This window comes from Schaedlerella arabinosiphila, assembly GCF_003885045.1.
Taxonomy (GTDB): Bacteria; Bacillota; Clostridia; order Lachnospirales; family Lachnospiraceae; genus Schaedlerella; species Schaedlerella arabinosiphila.
This window is the reverse complement of the sequence record NZ_RHJS01000002.1, coordinates 5,056,862-5,074,005: the sequence shown is the minus strand read 5'-3', so window position 1 is coordinate 5,074,005 and position 17,144 is coordinate 5,056,862. Positions and strand designations below refer to the sequence as shown.

Genomic DNA, 17,144 nt, shown 5'->3' with positions numbered 1-17,144 from the left:
ATCTGCGCAGCAGATGATTGCCTGCTCATGCGCTTTGTCAGGAACCAAACCGGATCACCTTATGGTACTCCGCATACTGCTTCAGAAGGGTTCCCAGCTTTTCTTCCTTCGGTTTCTTCTCATTGCCCTCCCAGTCGGCCCGGCTCCAGATGCCTGTCGAGTACACATTTTCATAAAAATCTTTTCCCAGGACAAATACCTCCACCGAAGAAACGTCATGCCCCTCTATTCTCCATTTTTCACGCATCTCGTCCGCTGCCTGATCAGACCAGAACTCATTTTGCAGAACATTGGGCAGCTTATTTCCCTTTGCGTCCAGGACTACTACCTTATATCCTGCCTTCGTCGGTTTCACGGCCCGCGTGGTAATCTCAAAGGGCGTCTTTTCAACCGAGATCAGGCCCGCTCCCGTCTCACCGGTTTCATGAACCTCCATGGTTTCCCTGGAGCTGTCGTCCACCTGGACTGGAATTTTAAAATTCCATGGCCCGAAGTACGATTTTTCCATAGAACGCAGTGAATCAATCTGGTCGATTTCTATGTCCAGTGAAAATTCTTCGGGTACGGCGGCATCTTTGTCCACATTTCTCCGGTATTGTCCCAGATCGTTGGCCAGATCAATCCGCCACAAAAATTCGTATGTGTTTTCATTGACCATGAGCCCCTCTACAATTGTCTCAATATTGCGGCCGCACCAAAATTCCATATCCACATCCTTCATAAAGCTGTATTTCTTATTTGCATATAAAGTCATAGCCACTTTTCCGTCAATCTTTTCATCGCCGCCCGAATAGTAGAAGCTCTTCGGAAATGGTTCCCTGCTCTTGAACATCATGGACAGATAGATGACCTCCGGATCTGCATATACCTCGGAAACGGACACGGTCATGTCTCCGTTTGTCTGCGTATAGCCCTGCGTGGCGGAATCCGTGCGATCCTTTGTACCCGCACCCGGAACGTTCTCTGCATCCGGTTCTGTGCGGTTCTTTGTGCCCGCACCTGGAACGTTCTCTGCATCCGGCTCTGCTCGGTCTTTTGTTCTTGTGTTCTTATGGCCCTCTGCATCAGAATCCGCCTCATCCGGTTCTCCATCCCCTGTCAGCGGTTTGGCGTACTCCGACAGGTTTTCATATCCCACCGCTTTCTGTATCCGCTCAAAAATACTGCCCACAACAGGCAGCGCCCGAACCTGCATCGGAAATGCCGCGCCTGCAAGCACGCAGACTGCCAGAACCGCCGCCATCCCGTATGCGAGCCTGTGGAGCAATGGAGAAACCTTCTTCCTATTATCATGCAGCGCATCCTCTCCGGTTCGGCGGCACACGGTCGAAAGGCTTTTTGAGACATGCTCCGCATTTGCCTTCTCCTCCAGCCGTTCCTGGCGAACCGCGCCTTCCAGTATCATCCGGTACGCATTTTCGGCGCTTTTATATACCTGATCCGGGATCTTTGCATCCTTTTGAATCTGCGCCCGGATCTGCTCCTCTATCTTCCCTTTTTTTCCAAAATGGATTCTGCGAAAATCAGACATCTTCTCTCAGCCCCCTTTCATAAAACACTGACTGCCGGAGACACGAAGCTGTACTCCTTCACCAGCTTGTCCCGTCCCCGTTTCAGCCGGACCCTTACCGTACTTTCGTTCATATCCAGGATCTGGCTGATCTCCCGCGTATTAAAATTTTCCAGATAATAAAGCAGCAGGATTGTCCGATACTTCTCGCCCAGCGAATCAAGCATCTCGTTCCACTCCCTGTTGCTGTACTCCCGCTCCACAAACGCCTCTTCTGGCAGCGATTCCATATGCACAATCCTCTTCTCTTTCTTTAATACATTTTTGCAGTGGTTGATCACGATCTTCATCATCCAAGTTTTAAAATATTTTTCATCCCGCAATGTGGGCAGCTTTTCGAAGCAAGTCAGGATCGTGTCCTGAACAATGTCCGCCACATTGTCCTCATTTTTCAGATAAGTCCACGCAAGCTTATACATGGTCTGCATCTGGGAATCCATCAGTTTTAAAAACGCGTCCTGATCCCCCTGCTTTGCACGCTTGATCAGATCCCTTTCCATTCTCTCTGCCTTCCTCTTTTTTACCTTTTTTATCTATTATATATGATAGACAACCCGAGGGCCAAAAGCGTTTCAAAAAAGATTAATTTTCCAGAAAAATTTGCATAGAAAAAGGAGTGCCGCAGTAAAAGCAGTAGCCCAACAAATGTGAGGATGGTCTGAACGGCAGACCTTTATGAGATTGTCCCGGAGGAACCTTATACAGAAGCGGATCTGGAGGCATGGATATTCATTTAAACGAAAGAGACAGGGCGGAAGGGCTGCATGGCAGCCTTTCCGTCCTGTCTGGCACTTTTTTCAGTTAAGTTCTGCGGTCATTTCTTTTACTTCTGTCGGCAGGCATTTCCCCAAAAACATGGCCTTGCAGTCGGAAAACCCCAACAGGTAGGCGACATCCCAAACCGGGAGCCCAGCGCGTTCTGCTCGCTGACGTACCGGTCAATCAGCAGCCGGATTTCTCTGTTTTGGCGGGTTGGCAAGTGGGAAAATAAAAAAGCCGGAAAACCATCTTGTAGCGTCCGACATTTTCTGATAAAATATTCATACGGGTACTGCCATAACGGTAGGCGGCTAGTTCTTCTACGGAGGGACTGTGACCCTCCGATTACATAGAAACCTGCTTGCAGGAATCTGGGAAAGGAGGGCTGAGTGGATGTTGACGATTGAAGGATTGATTTCAGTGCTTGGCTTATGCCTGACCTGCTTCGGTCTCGGATACGCCATCGGAAGCAAGGATAATAATAAACCACAAAAATAGCCGCCCCCAGTCCGCAAAACTAAGGCGACTATTTTTGTTTGCTTAAATTCGGACTAGCCGTCTATCGGCAGTACCTTTATGTAAATATATCTTAGCAGATTTATACGGAATTGTCAAATCAGGCGGAACTTTCCGCTGAAATCATTCTATACCGGATTTTTGCTAAATCCCGAATAACATCATTCCTTTGAGATATTGAATTAATTTCAGGAAGTTGAGAAAACCTGTCCTAATAATTGAATTCACCACTTGACAATGTAACAAAAGAGTTGCTGTGAGCACCCGGCGAGGGTGTGAACAGTAACGCAAAAGATATGATTGTTGTTTCAGTGCAGCTTGCCGATTGGGGTGAAACATTCGCTAGACAAGCTATTGAACTAACAGATTGTTTTCTTGATAATTTTCCGGTGGATTGCGACAAAGTATATGCTGCCGGATATTCCCCTGGCGGAGAAACTATGTCGCAGGCTGTATCCATGCGCCCGGACTTATATGCAGCTTATTTACATTGAGAACGAGGCCGGACAGATTACCGATGTAGGGCGTTTCCTCCAGTTAGCAGACAGATATTCTGATTTGCAGGAACTGAATACTTCCACAGTGAATGAGCTGATTCACAAACCGGAGCCAGTCAGCGGCACAGAAAAACCGGCATGACCTATGCCACGCCGGTTTTGCCGGAGACTTGATATACTTCCTTATGGGCTTCCGCCTAAAAAGGGCGCTCCTTTTTCCATAATGGTTATAACGCTATTCGCTCAAATACAGATTCACCTCGCTGCACACTTCTTTTGCCGCGCTCTCCGGATCTTTTCCTTCGAACAGGCAGGCGTCCGCCTGCTCCATCACCTTTCGCAGCACCACCGAATCGTCCCTGACCGGCAGGCTGCAGCCCTCGAAAAAGGCGGTCAGCTCCTGCAGTTCCGCGGGCCTTATCTTATTGAGGTACATCATCTTATCCGGGGTATCTTTTCTGGATATTGATCCGGTAGACTCCCCGCTTTCTGAAATGTACTTGTCATAATCCCTGCCTTCCATCACACTGCGGATGACGGAAAAGCTTGAAAAAAGGTCGGTTCTCTGGGCTTCACCTGACAGATAATATGTCAGGAACTGCCTGGCCGCTTCAGGATTTTTTCCGGCGCTGTTGATTCCAAGCACAGATTCCGCTATAAAGTAATTTCCTTTTTCCCTGTTCAGGTACTGGTATGTCAGCCCTTTGTCCCGGCGCAGGGCAAGAATCCTTATATAATCCTCATATATAGAAAGCTTGTCTGCCCCGGCCTGGGCCTCTCCATAATATAACTCCAGCTCCGGCTGTGAACATATGGGATAATTTTCTGCCCAATAGGTCATCCGGTTATACTCCTCCAATTCCTGCCGTTCCCCGTCCGTCATGCTCTGAGCGGCCAGCTTTTCCAGATCCTTATAAAAATCCGCCAGCTTTCCTTCGTCCACAGTCTCCTGCAGAATATCAGAGGTGATAAAGAGGCTGCCTGCCGTCCCGGCAAAGTTTTCCGGGGTGATAAAGGGGATTCCGGTGTCTGCCTTCTTTTCAAATACATCCATCAGTTGATCCATATTTTCTGCGGCCAAAATCTCCCCGTCTCCCAGGAGCACCGGCACACTGAAGGCGGTCGGCACCTTATAGATCTTTCCCCCGCCGTTATAGGCGGAAATAATATTGTAAAAATACTTTTCCTTCTCCGGCTCCACGATATCCGTCAAATCCTCCAGAATCCCTTTTTCCGCATAGCTGTCCGCAGGAAGTCCGTCCAATATCAAAAGATCCGGCCCTTCCCCAGCCATCAGCTCCGTGTTCAGCGTCCTGATCGCATCCGAAAGGGTCACCCCGTCTTCCCCGGTATATCCTGTCTCATAGCTGACCTCCAGCTCCGGGTGCATTTCCTGAAACAGTGCAGCCGCCTGGCGAACCGAGGTTCCTCCGCGTAAATCTAAGCTGTAGATCCGCAGACCTCCCTCGGAAGCGGTTTTCCTCTCCTCCTCCCAGGTTCCCTTTTCGCACAGATAAAGCTTTGTCTGGTTGCTCACCAAGTCCATCATGCACACAACCATCCTGTCCTCCGCGTCATTTACCGCAAAGGAGAGAAAAACCTCTTCCCTCGGATTGGGCAGTCCGTTTTTTTCTTCCCGGTTCAGCAGCCGGTTCATTGTATCCTGGTCTGCCAGGCTTTCAAGCTGATCCTGTTTCAGGTCATACCGTGCAAGCTTTATCCCTTTGATTTCTTCGATCTTCAGATACAGGATTTCTCCCGAGCTGTCCAGCGCAATACCTCCTACGGACTGTGAGTTCAGGTACTGGGAAAGTTCCCCGTTCTCCAGCGTCCTGCAGGACATTGTGTCCAGATCGTAGATATCCAGACGGAGCCGGTTATTTTGATCAGAAACCAGTACCGCCAATGTGTTGCCCGCCATCGCCGCATCAAAGAGCATCTCTTTCTCGCCCGCATGGATGGATTGGGATTCCGTACCGTCGCCTGCGGATATGGCCAGCCTTTCATTGTCAAATATATACAGGTTCCCTTCCGCGGAATAATGATAACCGTATTCCGAGGTCAGGCTCATGTCCGCATCCGCATTTTCCCAGGTTCCCCCATTGTCCCGGCTGTCCCACACCGCCGCATTCTGGCCGTCCTGATCTGTCGAATTGATCCGAATGGCTCCGTCCGCCAGATAATTCAGCGAATTGATATATGCAGCGCCCTCAGGAATCTGAATCTCCGTCTTCCGCCAGGACAGCTTCCCGGACGATGCCTGTCCCTCAGCAGCTGCTTCTGTTTTTTCTCCGGATTTTGCAGGGTCCTTTCCTTTTTCCACATCATCCCCGCCTTTCGCGGAGCAGGAACACAGCATAACCGCCGTGACCAGAAAACAGATGAACTTTGTGATCTTTTTACTCATTTGTCTACCTCCTTTTCTATAAGATAGACAAATGAGAGTGGAAAAGTGTTTCATTGAATATACCCAAGGGCATCCGGCTGCGAAGCCCTACGTTCCAATCAACAGATTCATTTTTTTGCAGAAAAAAACGGAGGGCGCCCAAGCTCTCCGTTTTCGTCATATACTTCTGCTATTTCACTTCACCGCTTCAAACGCCGCCTCCAACGCAGCGATCAGATCCTCTGCCTTTTCAATCCCGATGGAAAGCCTGATCGTATTCGGCCGGATTCCCTGTTCCACAAGCTCCTCCTCCGTGCTCTGGCTGTGGGTGGTGGTTGCCGGGTGGATCACCAGCGACTTCACGTCCGCCACATTTGCCAGTAATGAGAAGATGGCAAGGTTGTCGATAAATTTCTGGGCTGTCTTGGCATCGCCTTTGATCTCAAACGTAAAGATCGAGCCGCCCCCATTGGGTAGATACTTCTTATATAAATCGTGGCTTGGCTCACTTGCCAGCGACGGATGATGCACCGCCTCCACCTGAGGATGGTTTGCGAGGTACTCAACAATCTTCAGCGCGTTGCTCACATGGCGCTCTACACGCAGTGACAATGTCTCCAGTCCCTGCAGGAAAAGAAACGCATGGAACGGGGAAAGGGTGGCGCCGGTATCCCGCAGGAGCACCGCACGGATATAGGTCACGAAGGCTGCCGCCCCCGCCGCTTCGGAGAAGGATACCCCATGATAACTTGGATTTGCTTCCGAAATCCAGGGATATCTGCCGGATGCCTTCCAGTCAAAATTGCCGCTGTCAATGATCACGCCGCCAATTGCTGTCCCATGGCCCCCGATAAATTTTGTCGCGGAATGGATCACAATATCAGCTCCATACTCAATCGGGCGGATCAGGTACGGCGTCGCGAATGTAGAATCTACGACCAGCGGGATCTGGTGCTTATGCGCGGTCTGAGCCAGCTTTTCCAGATCAACCAGGTTGGAATTCGGATTCCCCAGCGTTTCCACAAAGATTGCTTTTGTATTCTCCTGGATCGCCGCCTCAAAGGAACCCTCCTCTTCCGGATCCACAAAGGTCGTGGTCACACCGTTGGTCAGCGGGAGCGTATGCGCCAGCAGATTGTAGGTTCCTCCGTAGATCGTCTTGGACGCCACAATATGCTCCCCTGATTTTGCCAGTGCCTGAAATGTATAGCTGATCGCTGCCGCGCCCGACGCCGCCGCAAGCGCTGCCACGCCGCCCTCCAGGGACGCGATGCGCTGTTCAAAGATATCCTGGGTCGGATTGGTCAGCCTTCCATAAATATTCCCTGCGTCACGGAGTCCGAAGCGGTCTGCCGCGTGCTGTGAATCATGGAATACGTAGGAAGTCGTCGCATAGATTGGAACCGCCCTGGCGTCTGTCACCGGGTCCGCCTGCTCCTGCCCGATATGTAACTGCCTTGTCTCAAATCCCCAGTTTTTAGAATCTTTAATATCTGCCATCTTGATTGTCCTCCTTCATCCATTTCGATAATCATTTCCAACTGACCGGCTGGATAATCCGACAGCTCACCTGCATGCAGCCGCACAGTTGGATTCCTTTTTACACACTATGTTTTATTTGTCCTGCCTTCTTATTCTGCCACGAAAATGTCATGAGAACAAGGGCGTTGAATAATATCTGTCACCGGAATCCGGCAATAATGCCACGATCAGTTTGCCTTCATTCTCCGGGCGCTTTGCCAGCTCGATCGCGCCGTGCAGCGCGGCTCCAGAAGAAATCCCGACCAGAATGCCTTCCTTTTTGGCAAGCAGCTTTGCCGCTGCAAAAGCATCTTCATTTTTCGCCTGGAATACCTCGTCGTATACTGAGGTATTCAATACGTCCGGTATAAATCCCGCTCCGATCCCCTGGATCTTATGTGCTCCGGCTTTTCCTTCCGACAATACAGGAGAATCTGCCGGTTCAAGCGCCACGACCCTTACATCCGGGTTCTGTTCTTTCAAATACTCGCCGACTCCTGTAACCGTACCGCCGGTGCCCACACCCGCGATAAAGATATCTACCTTCCCATCCGTATCCTCCCAGATCTCCGGTCCTGTCGCCGCCCTGTGGACTGCCGGGTTTGCCGGATTGACGAACTGCCCGGGGATAAAGCTATTCGGAATCTCCTTCGCCAGCTCATCCGCCTTTTCAATCGCCCCCTTCATTCCCTTCGCTGCTTCCGTCAAGACAACCTCCGCGCCATATGCCTTTAAAATATTTCTCCGTTCTACACTCATGGTCTCCGGCATGGTGAGGATGATCCGATAACCCTTTGCCGCCGCGATCGAAGCCAGACCAATACCCGTATTTCCTGACGTAGGCTCAATAATCACAGAACCCTTTTTTAAGAGTCCCCTATCCTCGGCATCCTCCAGCATTGCCTTCGCAATCCTGTCCTTTACGCTTCCTGCCGGGTTCAAATATTCCAGCTTCACCAGAACAGATGCCTTCAGGCTTAGCTCCTTCTCAATATTCACAATCTCTACCAGCGGAGTGTGTCCAATCAGCCCTAATGAACCTTTGTAATATTTTGCCATTTTATTCTCCTTTTCCTGTTCAGAAGGATTTCTTCATACTCTGTCACTTTACCAGAATGAAGTGATAAGCATACATTCCATTTCTACTTTATCAATCATCGAATGTATATTACTACCATTTACCTACTATGTCAATAGGTTTATATATTTTTATTGAAATTTTTTCCAATTAACCATATAATTAGAAAAAGGCTGGAGGTATTTTTTTATGATCTCAACAAAAGCACGCTATGCGCTCAGGGTCATGATTGATCTTGCGCAGCACCAGGAAGAGGAGTATATTCCGCTGAAGGAAATCGCGAAGCGGCAGGAAATCTCCGAAAAATACCTGGAAATCATTTTAAAAATCCTTGTGAAGGGCAATATTTTGAAGGGACTCTGCGGAAAGGGCGGCGGGTACAGGCTGACCCGCTTACCCGGAGAATATACCGTGGGCGAAATTATAGAACTGACAGAGAGTACCCTCGCCCCGGTTGCCTGTCTTATGCCGGAGGCGGAAGCCTGCCCCAGAAGCGGGGACTGCATCACTTTGCCGTTATGGAAAAAATATGATACGCTGATCCATGATTTTTTCTATGGGATTACATTGGAGGATCTGATGGAGGGGCGCTTATAGAAAATCTCTGCAGTCTCAGACAGAAGCAACTGGTTACTGTTCACGGTGCCTTGCACTTTGCTGCAAAGCATCCGGCCAGTAAAAAAAGCAGAGAGCCCTCCACACTCTCCGCTTTTCTTCCATTCTCTTTTAAAACGCTTCTGCTGCCTCAACACCATCATCAAATAGAAGGAAAACTATTTTCCTATTTGTTCGTTTTCTTTCTAATATACAGTCCAAGTATCACGCTGAATGCCGCTGCCGCCAGCAGGACATAGAACATCATCGGGGAAGTATCGCCTGTCACAGGACTGTTTATCTGCGTACCGGGAACTGCGGGCGTATTGGACGCATTGCCGTTGCCGCTGTTTCCACTTCCATTCCCGCTGTTTCCACTTCCATTTCCACTGCTTCCGCTTCCATTCCCGCTGCTGCCGCTTCCACTTCCATTTCCACTGCTGCCGTTTCCACTTCCATTTCCACTGCTGCCGTTTCCATTTCCGTTACCGCTGCCGCCGCTTCCTTCTCCTTCACCGTCTCCGCTTCCATCTGAAGAACCATTGTCCGCCGCCTTCCATCCTAGGGCAATCGGTGAGAGTCCGTTTACCTTAAATGTAATTCCTTTCTCTGTCTTATCCGCTGCAGGATATTCCACATCCCCCGCGAGAAATCCATTCATATCCTCAGTAAACATATGGGTTACCATGAAATCATGTGTATTTTCTCCCGTACCGGACGGATAAGGAAGTGTCATTGTCAATCCCTCTGACGGGAAATTGTCTTTCGTCACCTTCTCCCATCCTGCTCCGTTGATATTTACAAGAAGCTCCACATCGTAAACTGCTATATCCTTTTCCGCAATGCCGCTGTCCTTCTCCCGGATCTTCAGCTTCATCCCCTGCTCGATCTTGCCGGGCGTATTCAGATGTTCTTTATTCTGAAAAGAATCCGGAACCTGGGTAATGCTGCTCTCCACGTCTATCTTGAAATCATTTCCATCCACGGGATCCATGGGAAACTCCTGGGACGCGCTGATCCTGCCGGTGATCTCCGGCAGAGCCACAGGCATGGTATAATTTTCTTTTCCATTTCCCTGGAGGGACGCTTCGTCCTGGGCGCTCTTCCAGGAAAGCGTTACTTTTTGGCTGCCTGCCGCCGCGGTCTCATAGACGCCGGACAGCTTATCTGCCGGGCAGTCGAATAAAACCTCTTCAGCATCCTTTTCCAGGATTCCCTTCACTCTCAGTTCCCCGTAAAGGGTGGCTTTCAGGTCTTTGATCAGATCCAGCCTGTCCGCCGCTTCCAGTGCGCCTGTATCCCACTCCAATGCCTTCGGGGAAACTGTCAGGCTGCAGGTGCTCGTTTCTTCCGGATTGTTTCCGATGGCTGATGCCGTGGCTGTGATCACTGTGCTGCCTGCTTTCAGAATCCTGACCAGTCCAGATGCCGGATCAATCGACGCCACCGAAGGGTCTGAACTGCTGTAGCTGACAGCCGCTCCTTCCGCCGCTCCCTGGGCGGTCATGGTAAATTCCGGTTCTCCGTAAGTGACTGCCTTTGCATCTTCCGCGAAACCAAAATCCTTCTGTTCTTCCCCGCCTTCTGCAGATACAACGATCTTTTCCTCAATCGCTCCGGCCTTGGAAGAAATCTCCAGCGTCATCCTGTTTCCTTCCGCCAGCAGTCCGGTCACGATCCGGCCGCCTTGATCCGCATACTGGTAAATTTTCACCGGCTCCGCATCTACGGATGGCTGGAAGGAATAGACTGCATTTCCTACATTAAAATATAAGATTCCTCTGGAGCAGGAAAGTCTGGAAAAGCTCATCGGAAACATGGGCCATCCATTTCCCAGATTTTCTATATCGTAGCTTCCCACCTGGGTCTCATTTCCATTGGCGTCTCTTTTGATCAACGATGCGCCGCGGCAAATATCCGCGTTGTTGACCACCGTTTCTTTTTTAAGATAATAGGAACTGCCATTCACCGTATAAATCGCAGATTCCTTTATAGGCGCGGTCTTATGCCAGGAATTGTCATAGGACGGATCCGCGCATGTGATATCGTTGGCATCCCAGCTATGGTTTTTGCTGCTCATAGCTGTATCGCTGAGCAGGAAATAATCATGCTTTACATGTCCGGTCTCCCCGGTCTGGCTGGCGGAAGTTGCATCATCGTATGTAAGATCCGCATGATACCAGTTTCCGTTCAGTTTCACGTAATTCCAAATATGGTTCATGGATTTGCTTTTGCAGTAATCCACCTCAATCCCTGCTTTGTTCAGCAGTGCGGCATAAGCAAGGGTATACCCCTGGCAGACCCCTATGCCGTTGACCAGCGCTTCGTATGCATTTCGCTTTTCAATCCCCAGATTGTTGTTCGCGTTCTGGTCGTAAACCATATGCTGCACCAGATAATCATGCAGCGCCGTGGCTTTCTGCTCATCGGTCATATTATTTTCAATGACCTCGGAAAATGCCTTGTCGATAGCGGCCATGTACTCCGCAACGCTGCTCCGGTCATACTCTGAACTGTAAGTAAACTTGCAATTCTGGACAATCCCGGTGCCTGGTTCCGTAAAGTAAATGTAATCCATCACATAAAAGAGATCCGGGTTATCCTCTATCACCTCCGGGCAAATCTTTTTCATGTCCTCTTCCGTAAGGTTATAGCCGGATAAATCAATTTCACTCTCCCAGTTGACCATCGCCTCTGTCATCGCGTCCCGCGCTCTTTCTATATCTTCGTCTGTTGCTGAGAGCGGCATGATCAATGTTGTAAAATATTCCAGCAGTTCTTTCAACTGCTCCTCCGCTCCGGGGAGCATCGCTTTCTGGCTGTCATCCAGACTTTCAAATGCGTCAAACGCATTTTGGATCTGCTCATAAGCCGCCTTTAACGCTTCCTGGTCAAATGCTTTCAGCTCTTCCAGTGAAGGAAGCTCTTTGATCATTTCTTCCACCCGGGCCGCCTCCAAATCTGCCAAAATCCCTGCGGACTCATTTTTATCTTGATCCGCTGAATCCAAATTCTCTGACTCTGTATCCTCTGATTCCGGGTTTTTTGAATCCGTATCCTCTGGTTTTGTATCTTCTGATTCCATGCCCCCGTTTTCATCCGGCTGTTTTCCCGTCTGATCTTCCGGAGACCGGCCTTTGCAGGCCGAAACGTCTTCCCTGCACAGAGAGCAGTCCGCCGACTTTGCCTCTTCCGTGCATGCAAGCACGCATACGCATTCGGATTTGTCAGTTTCATCTTCTGTCACGCCGGCTGCTGTGCCTGGAAATTGTTCTCCTTCTGTTCCCGCTGCTGACGCAGTTACCCGCAAATGATCCATCATTCCGCCGATGAATCCAAAAACAAGAAAAAATACCAGTACTTTTTTAGCATTTTTCTTCCATTTTGTCATTCATTTTTTCTCCTGTCTGTTTTGTTTCGGCATTCATTTCTCTGCCGGAATCTTATTATACAGACGGATGATCTGTTATACAAGTGCTGTAACAAAAATTTTTCTTGTAATATTTGCCTCTTATGGAACCGTTTCTCAGGTTTGTGATTTTTTTGTGAACCGCTATAGCCGTCGGATTGATCAAAGCTCCAGTTGTCTCATCTCCTGATTCGCTGTTTCGTACAAATAGACCTTGTTCGACAGGACTTCTGACGGATCGAAGGCTTTGTTCATCTGCTTGATCCGCATCAGTATATTTCGTGGCTGGATCGTGCCTTTTTTATGAAGTCTGGCTTCGCTGGTGCCTGTAAAAGCGATATAATAATCGTCTCCGAAAAGCTCTGCTATACGCTTCATTACTCCGGGATAAAACATGGCAATTGCGCCGTTTATCTGCGCTGTCGTTGTCACAGTCGGCACTGCATTCGGTGCAAGTGAAGTGATATCACTGTTCAACGCCATGAACGCGCCTCTGTGATAAGGTGGATTTACGATGTCCATCGCATTTAAGTATATACGCGGCGGCGCCATGATGTATGTATTGCTCAGCGCATTCTCCCACACTTCTTCTTCAGCTATCCCCCATGCCTGCATGGAAGATTTAGGTATCTTAATAGACATTACATCATGTCTTTTGCCGTCATTTTCATCACTTGCAAGAATATAGAGCACCAGCACCATATCGCCGACGCGCCTGTAAATATGGTTTTTCAGTTCATATCGGTGGTCATTGAAATTCAGCGGTCGGATAAAAAGCTTGTCTTTCAACAGGTCATACTCATTTTTTTCGATCAGATTTATAATTCCCAGTTCCATAAATTTTCTGCTGGAATCCATCGAAGAAAGAATCTGTTCCCACACAGCCTCCCAACTGTCATTTTCATACTTCTGATACAACTGCCCGCAGTCAAACCTGCACATCTGTTCTCTCTGATCCTTATATTGGTACAGGATGATATAATCACCAATCAGCACATCCGACTCCGTTTTGTGATATTTGATGTTTGTTTCACGTATAATAGAAAGCTCCTTTTCATCCGTCGATGTGGCTCCATCCTCAATGAAGACCATTTTGTTATAACCCAGTTCCTGTTTCTTTTCCTCAATTTTTTTTTGCAGTTCGCTGACAAACTCCTTATATTCCATTTTCATACCTCCGTTTATTTTTTATTCTATCATTTCCATTCTGATCAATATACAAAATCTCAGGAAGCCCATTTGCTTAATCCCCGGCCTGATTACATTTTAAACCTTTCTATTTTGCATTCATGCTTCTTATTTTTCTTTTCATAATTTATTCCAACAAGCAAAATATTTCCCTTATACTCTTTAAGGGCTGACACATATCCTTTACTTTTAATCTGGCTTATCGCTCCCTCAGCAGTTTTATCCCATTTTAGTTCCAGAACCAACGCCGGATTTAAAGATGTACGTTTAGGAAGGAATACCATATCAGCAAACCCCTTTCCTGCCGGCAGTTCTCTTATAAGAGTATAATCTCTGCAAGCACTGTAATATGCCAACGCAATCACGCTGCTCAAAGAAATCTCATTGTTATATATCAAACTGGAAGAACTATGCATATGGACTTCTTGTATCATCTGCGCCACAGTTTTTTCGTCCATCGCCAAAGTCGCCTTAAGCAAGGCTTCTGATGCGCTGACTGCCTTCATTACCTCCTCCCACCCATCATTTCTAATTGCCCGCAGAAAAACACTCCTTACCTCATCATTCGGAATAAAAACTTTTTTTGTTTTACCGTCATAAGCCATATATCCCAGATGAATCAGCAGCGTAATTACATCATCTGCAGAGTTAAATGAAGTGATATCGTTTTGAAATGATTCTACATCAATACTGCATCCCTGACCTCCCAGCATATCTACAATCATCTGTCTTAGTCCATCAAAATCCATTGCAATATACGCCATCAAAGACTCATACGTCTCTGTTCCAGACCAATAATTTCCGAACTCCCCGCTGTCTACGGCTTCAATTACAGAATTAGGGCTATAAATATGTCCTGCCTTTTCAAAATAATATCCATCATACCATCTTTGCATCTCTGTAAATGGGATATCATGTTCTTTACAAATAGCCTTTACTTCTGTCTCTGTAAAACCAACATATTCCGCCATCTGTCTGGGACTGACCATTGTATGCTCTCGGAAATTATTTAAAGCTGACTGTGTGCCGTACTTCTTAATTGGCAAAATCCCCGTAATATATGCAAGCTTTAAAAATGCCCCTGATGGTGTCCCTTTAAATAAACCTCTTAATAGATTAATATATTCTTTTTGAAGCTTCTCATTATTTTTGTCCTCTCGGAACAGGCAGTCCCACTCATCAATCATAATGATAAACTGTTCCTTTGTCTCAGCATTAATTTTAGCCAATACAGAAGGCAATGAAATGTCCGTGTCCAAGACACATTCTGGATATTCCTTTCTTAACTCGGATATCACCTGTTCCTGAATATAACTCACCACCTTAACAGAAGAATTTCTTTTCATTTCCTCAAGTGCATTCCCGTACATCCACTGAATATCCAAAAAAATTACATTATACTTATTTAGATGTACTTTAAAAAATTCATTCCGACTTATTTTAAGCCCAGCAAACAACCTTTCAGAATGACATCCTTTGCTGTAATATGCTGACAACATAGTTACCGCCATTGTTTTTCCAAACCTCCTCGGTCTGCTGGAACAGATCAATGGCCTGTCTTTTCCGATACGGCTGCTCGTATATTTTATCAGTTCCGTCTTATCCACATACAATTCAGAGTTGATAGAAGCCGTAAACTGTTCATTTCCCGGATTTAAGTATATACCCATGCCTGCACGCTCCTCATTGTTTATCATTCATCTATCCGACAAGCCATTAAGAGATTGTATTACTTGTCTTTGTAAATTGACAAGTTCCATTACCACCTTTCTATACTCTTTTACTTAGTATACCCTAAAAAGCAGTTTCTCTCAATATACTTTCGGAAGATGTTATATCCTCCGCTTCCATTCCATCACCTTACAAAGAATTATCTGATTTATTTAAAGCAGTCTGTCATGGATATGTGCCATCGTGAAAATCTGCACCAGATAGATTTCTCACCCCAGCAGAACGGAAAGTGGTGAAAAAAGAATATTGGGCAAAATGAACGGGGCAGGAAAACATAGACAAACTCAACGCAAAAATTTCTTTCCCCTTTTCTGTATTTTTAGTATCGTTATACGAACACTATTACATAGATAATTTTATATGGATAATAGAGTTAATATAATATAAAAAATCTCCAAGGGCGTTCCGCAAGGCTCGATATACTTTCTATTGACAGTGCTGGAAATGTACTGAACATCGAAATACAGCGCAGTGATCGGGGTTCAATCCCAAAACGGGCAAGATACCACTCTAGTTTGATTGATGTAAATGTCACGGAACCGGGAATTATTTTTGGGATGATGCCCATATCATTTATGTAAATTCACAGATTCAGGATGAAACTACTTTAGGACGGCTTATGCATGATTTCTCATGTACCGACCCGTCTGATATGAATTATAAGATATTGGCCTACAGAGTGCGCTACTTTAAAAGTGATGAGGAAGGAGTGTTGATTATGTGCCGGATGTTAGAAGAAATGCGTAATGAAACAGCATTGGAAACAGCATTGAAAACAACAAAGGAATTTGCTCTCCGCCTAATTATCAGAGGAAAAGATACACCCGAAGAGATTGCGGAGATCACCAAACTGCCATTATCAGAAATATATCATTTAAAGGAAACATGTGAGATTTAGCTTTATGTGCCATAATCCTTTATAGATTTTTCCAACAATAGCGTGTCATACCAAAAAAAGCGGAGAATTTATATCCTCCGCTTCCATTCCATGACCTTACAAAACACCACCGCCGCCGCCGTACTCACCGCCGTCGCCGCGATCGCCGGCCCCACGATTGCCGTCGGATTCACGCTCCCATATTGTGACCGATAAGCAATCACATTCATCGGAATCAACTGCAGCGACGAGATATTCAGTATCAAAAACGTACACATCTCATTGCTCGCCACCCCTCTCGGAACCGCCCGCCTTTTTCCTGCCGTCCTCTTCCCGTCATACCTTCTCCGTTCCTCCTCTAGCTTCTCCAATTCCTCCATAGCCTTCAATCCTGCAGGGGTAGCCGCCCACCCAAGCCCAAGGAAATTCGAGATAAAATTCACCGCAATATGCTCCTTTGCCGGATGCCCCTCCGGAATCCCGGGAAATAAAAACCTGAGCAGCGGCCCCATTTTTTTAGAAGCAAGCTCGATCACCCCGGACTTGGAGGCAATCTCCATCATCCCCACCCAGAACGACATCACTCCCATCATGGTAATGCACAGCGTCACCGCCTCCTTCGCGGAATCCAGCGCCTCATTGGTAACCTCCGGCATCTTCCCGTTAAACGCGCCGAAAATAATTCCCACAATGATCATACCAGCCCAAAGATAATTCATAGCCCCTCCCGAATGTTATAGTCATGGCCGCGCATATACAGAACAGATCCACCCCGTAATATCCGGCGCGGCAGCCGCTCTTTTTGCAGCCCTATATCAATATATTTCCTTCTGCCTGTCCCATATGCTTATCCTGTATTATATCTCCGTCCTGACCACCTGTTTTTCTTGTAACGCATCCACTCCCTCCGAATAACCGAACGTCCCGTCTTCCATATAATGCTTCTTCTCAATTCCATTAGCCAGCAGATTCATGATTTCCGAATCCGTATATATCATATTTCCCAAATTTTAAACTG

At 47.3% G+C, this 17,144-nt stretch carries 14 protein-coding genes and 1 pseudogene; 5 read left to right on the top strand and 10 right to left on the bottom strand.

What is annotated here, in order from left to right; translation table 11 throughout:
* Positions 1-37 precede the first annotated feature (37 nt).
* Positions 38-1,531, bottom strand: coding sequence for a DUF4179 domain-containing protein (locus EBB54_RS24040; protein WP_125129287.1), 1,494 nt, complete (start codon positions 1,529-1,531; stop codon positions 38-40).
* Between the two features lie 17 nt (positions 1,532-1,548).
* Positions 1,549-2,070 carry an RNA polymerase sigma factor gene (locus tag EBB54_RS24035; RefSeq protein WP_004073504.1) on the bottom strand — a complete coding sequence of 174 codons (522 nt, stop codon included), beginning with the start codon at positions 2,068-2,070 and terminating at the stop codon, positions 1,549-1,551.
* Between the two features lie 165 nt (positions 2,071-2,235).
* Between EBB54_RS24035 and EBB54_RS32555 the strand changes: the two are divergent.
* The 3 genes and pseudogenes from EBB54_RS32555 to EBB54_RS24020 form a co-directional block, all read left to right on the top strand.
* Positions 2,236-2,307: pseudogene (locus EBB54_RS32555) on the top strand (hypothetical protein); the annotation flags it as partial.
* 813 nt (positions 2,308-3,120) lie between these two features.
* Positions 3,121-3,339, top strand: coding sequence for a prolyl oligopeptidase family serine peptidase (locus EBB54_RS24025; RefSeq protein ID WP_243127793.1), 219 nt, complete (start codon positions 3,121-3,123; stop codon positions 3,337-3,339).
* Complete coding sequence (locus tag EBB54_RS24020) at positions 3,320-3,484, top strand: DUF4368 domain-containing protein (RefSeq protein WP_243127792.1); 165 nt, start codon at positions 3,320-3,322, stop codon at positions 3,482-3,484. The genes EBB54_RS24025 and EBB54_RS24020 overlap by 20 nt, the downstream gene beginning before the upstream one ends.
* Before the next feature lie 93 nt (positions 3,485-3,577).
* Here the strand turns inward: EBB54_RS24020 and EBB54_RS24015 are convergent, their stop codons facing one another.
* The 3 genes from EBB54_RS24015 to cysK all read right to left on the bottom strand — a co-directional run bounded on the left by EBB54_RS24015 (position 3,578) and on the right by cysK (position 8,308).
* Positions 3,578-5,749 (bottom strand): extracellular solute-binding protein, encoded by a 2,172-nt coding sequence (locus EBB54_RS24015; RefSeq protein ID WP_125129286.1) that lies wholly within the window; start codon positions 5,747-5,749, stop codon positions 3,578-3,580.
* Positions 5,750-5,923: 174 nt separating this feature from the next.
* Positions 5,924-7,228 carry an O-acetylhomoserine aminocarboxypropyltransferase/cysteine synthase family protein gene (locus EBB54_RS24010; protein ID WP_125129285.1) on the bottom strand — a complete coding sequence of 435 codons (1,305 nt, stop codon included), beginning with the start codon at positions 7,226-7,228 and terminating at the stop codon, positions 5,924-5,926.
* A 150-nt stretch (positions 7,229-7,378) separates the two neighbouring features.
* Positions 7,379-8,308, bottom strand: coding sequence for a cysteine synthase A (cysK, locus tag EBB54_RS24005; protein ID WP_125129284.1), 930 nt, complete (start codon positions 8,306-8,308; stop codon positions 7,379-7,381).
* Between the two features lie 208 nt (positions 8,309-8,516).
* Here cysK and EBB54_RS24000 point away from each other — a divergent pair, with 208 nt between their 5' ends.
* Entirely contained in the window at positions 8,517-8,924 is a 408-nt protein-coding gene (locus EBB54_RS24000) for an RrF2 family transcriptional regulator (RefSeq protein ID WP_004073488.1), read from the top strand.
* Between the two features lie 184 nt (positions 8,925-9,108).
* On the opposite strand, the gene EBB54_RS23995 is transcribed toward EBB54_RS24000, so the two are convergent.
* The 3 genes from EBB54_RS23995 to EBB54_RS23985 form a co-directional block, all read right to left on the bottom strand.
* Entirely contained in the window at positions 9,109-12,312 is a 3,204-nt protein-coding gene (locus tag EBB54_RS23995; protein WP_125129283.1) for an Ig-like domain-containing protein, read from the bottom strand.
* 180 nt (positions 12,313-12,492) lie between these two features.
* A complete protein-coding gene (locus EBB54_RS23990) occupies positions 12,493-13,497 on the bottom strand; it encodes a DUF5688 family protein (protein ID WP_125129282.1) in 1,005 nt (334 codons plus the stop codon).
* Between the two features lie 92 nt (positions 13,498-13,589).
* A complete protein-coding gene (locus tag EBB54_RS23985; RefSeq protein ID WP_330554598.1) occupies positions 13,590-15,215 on the bottom strand; it encodes an AAA family ATPase in 1,626 nt (541 codons plus the stop codon).
* A gap of 686 nt (positions 15,216-15,901) precedes the next feature.
* On the opposite strand from EBB54_RS23985, the gene EBB54_RS30725 reads away from it, so the two are divergent.
* Positions 15,902-16,147 (top strand): hypothetical protein, encoded by a 246-nt coding sequence (locus EBB54_RS30725; RefSeq protein ID WP_193554386.1) that lies wholly within the window; start codon positions 15,902-15,904, stop codon positions 16,145-16,147.
* A 68-nt stretch (positions 16,148-16,215) separates the two neighbouring features.
* On the opposite strand, the gene EBB54_RS23975 is transcribed toward EBB54_RS30725, so the two are convergent.
* Both EBB54_RS23975 and EBB54_RS30265 read right to left on the bottom strand, forming a co-directional pair.
* Positions 16,216-16,845, bottom strand: coding sequence for a nucleoside recognition domain-containing protein (locus tag EBB54_RS23975; RefSeq protein WP_125129281.1), 630 nt, complete (start codon positions 16,843-16,845; stop codon positions 16,216-16,218).
* 138 nt (positions 16,846-16,983) lie between these two features.
* Positions 16,984-17,133: a hypothetical protein gene (locus EBB54_RS30265; RefSeq protein ID WP_162307191.1), complete on the bottom strand. Its 150-nt coding sequence runs from the start codon at positions 17,131-17,133 to the stop codon at positions 16,984-16,986.
* Positions 17,134-17,144: the final 11 nt, after the last annotated feature.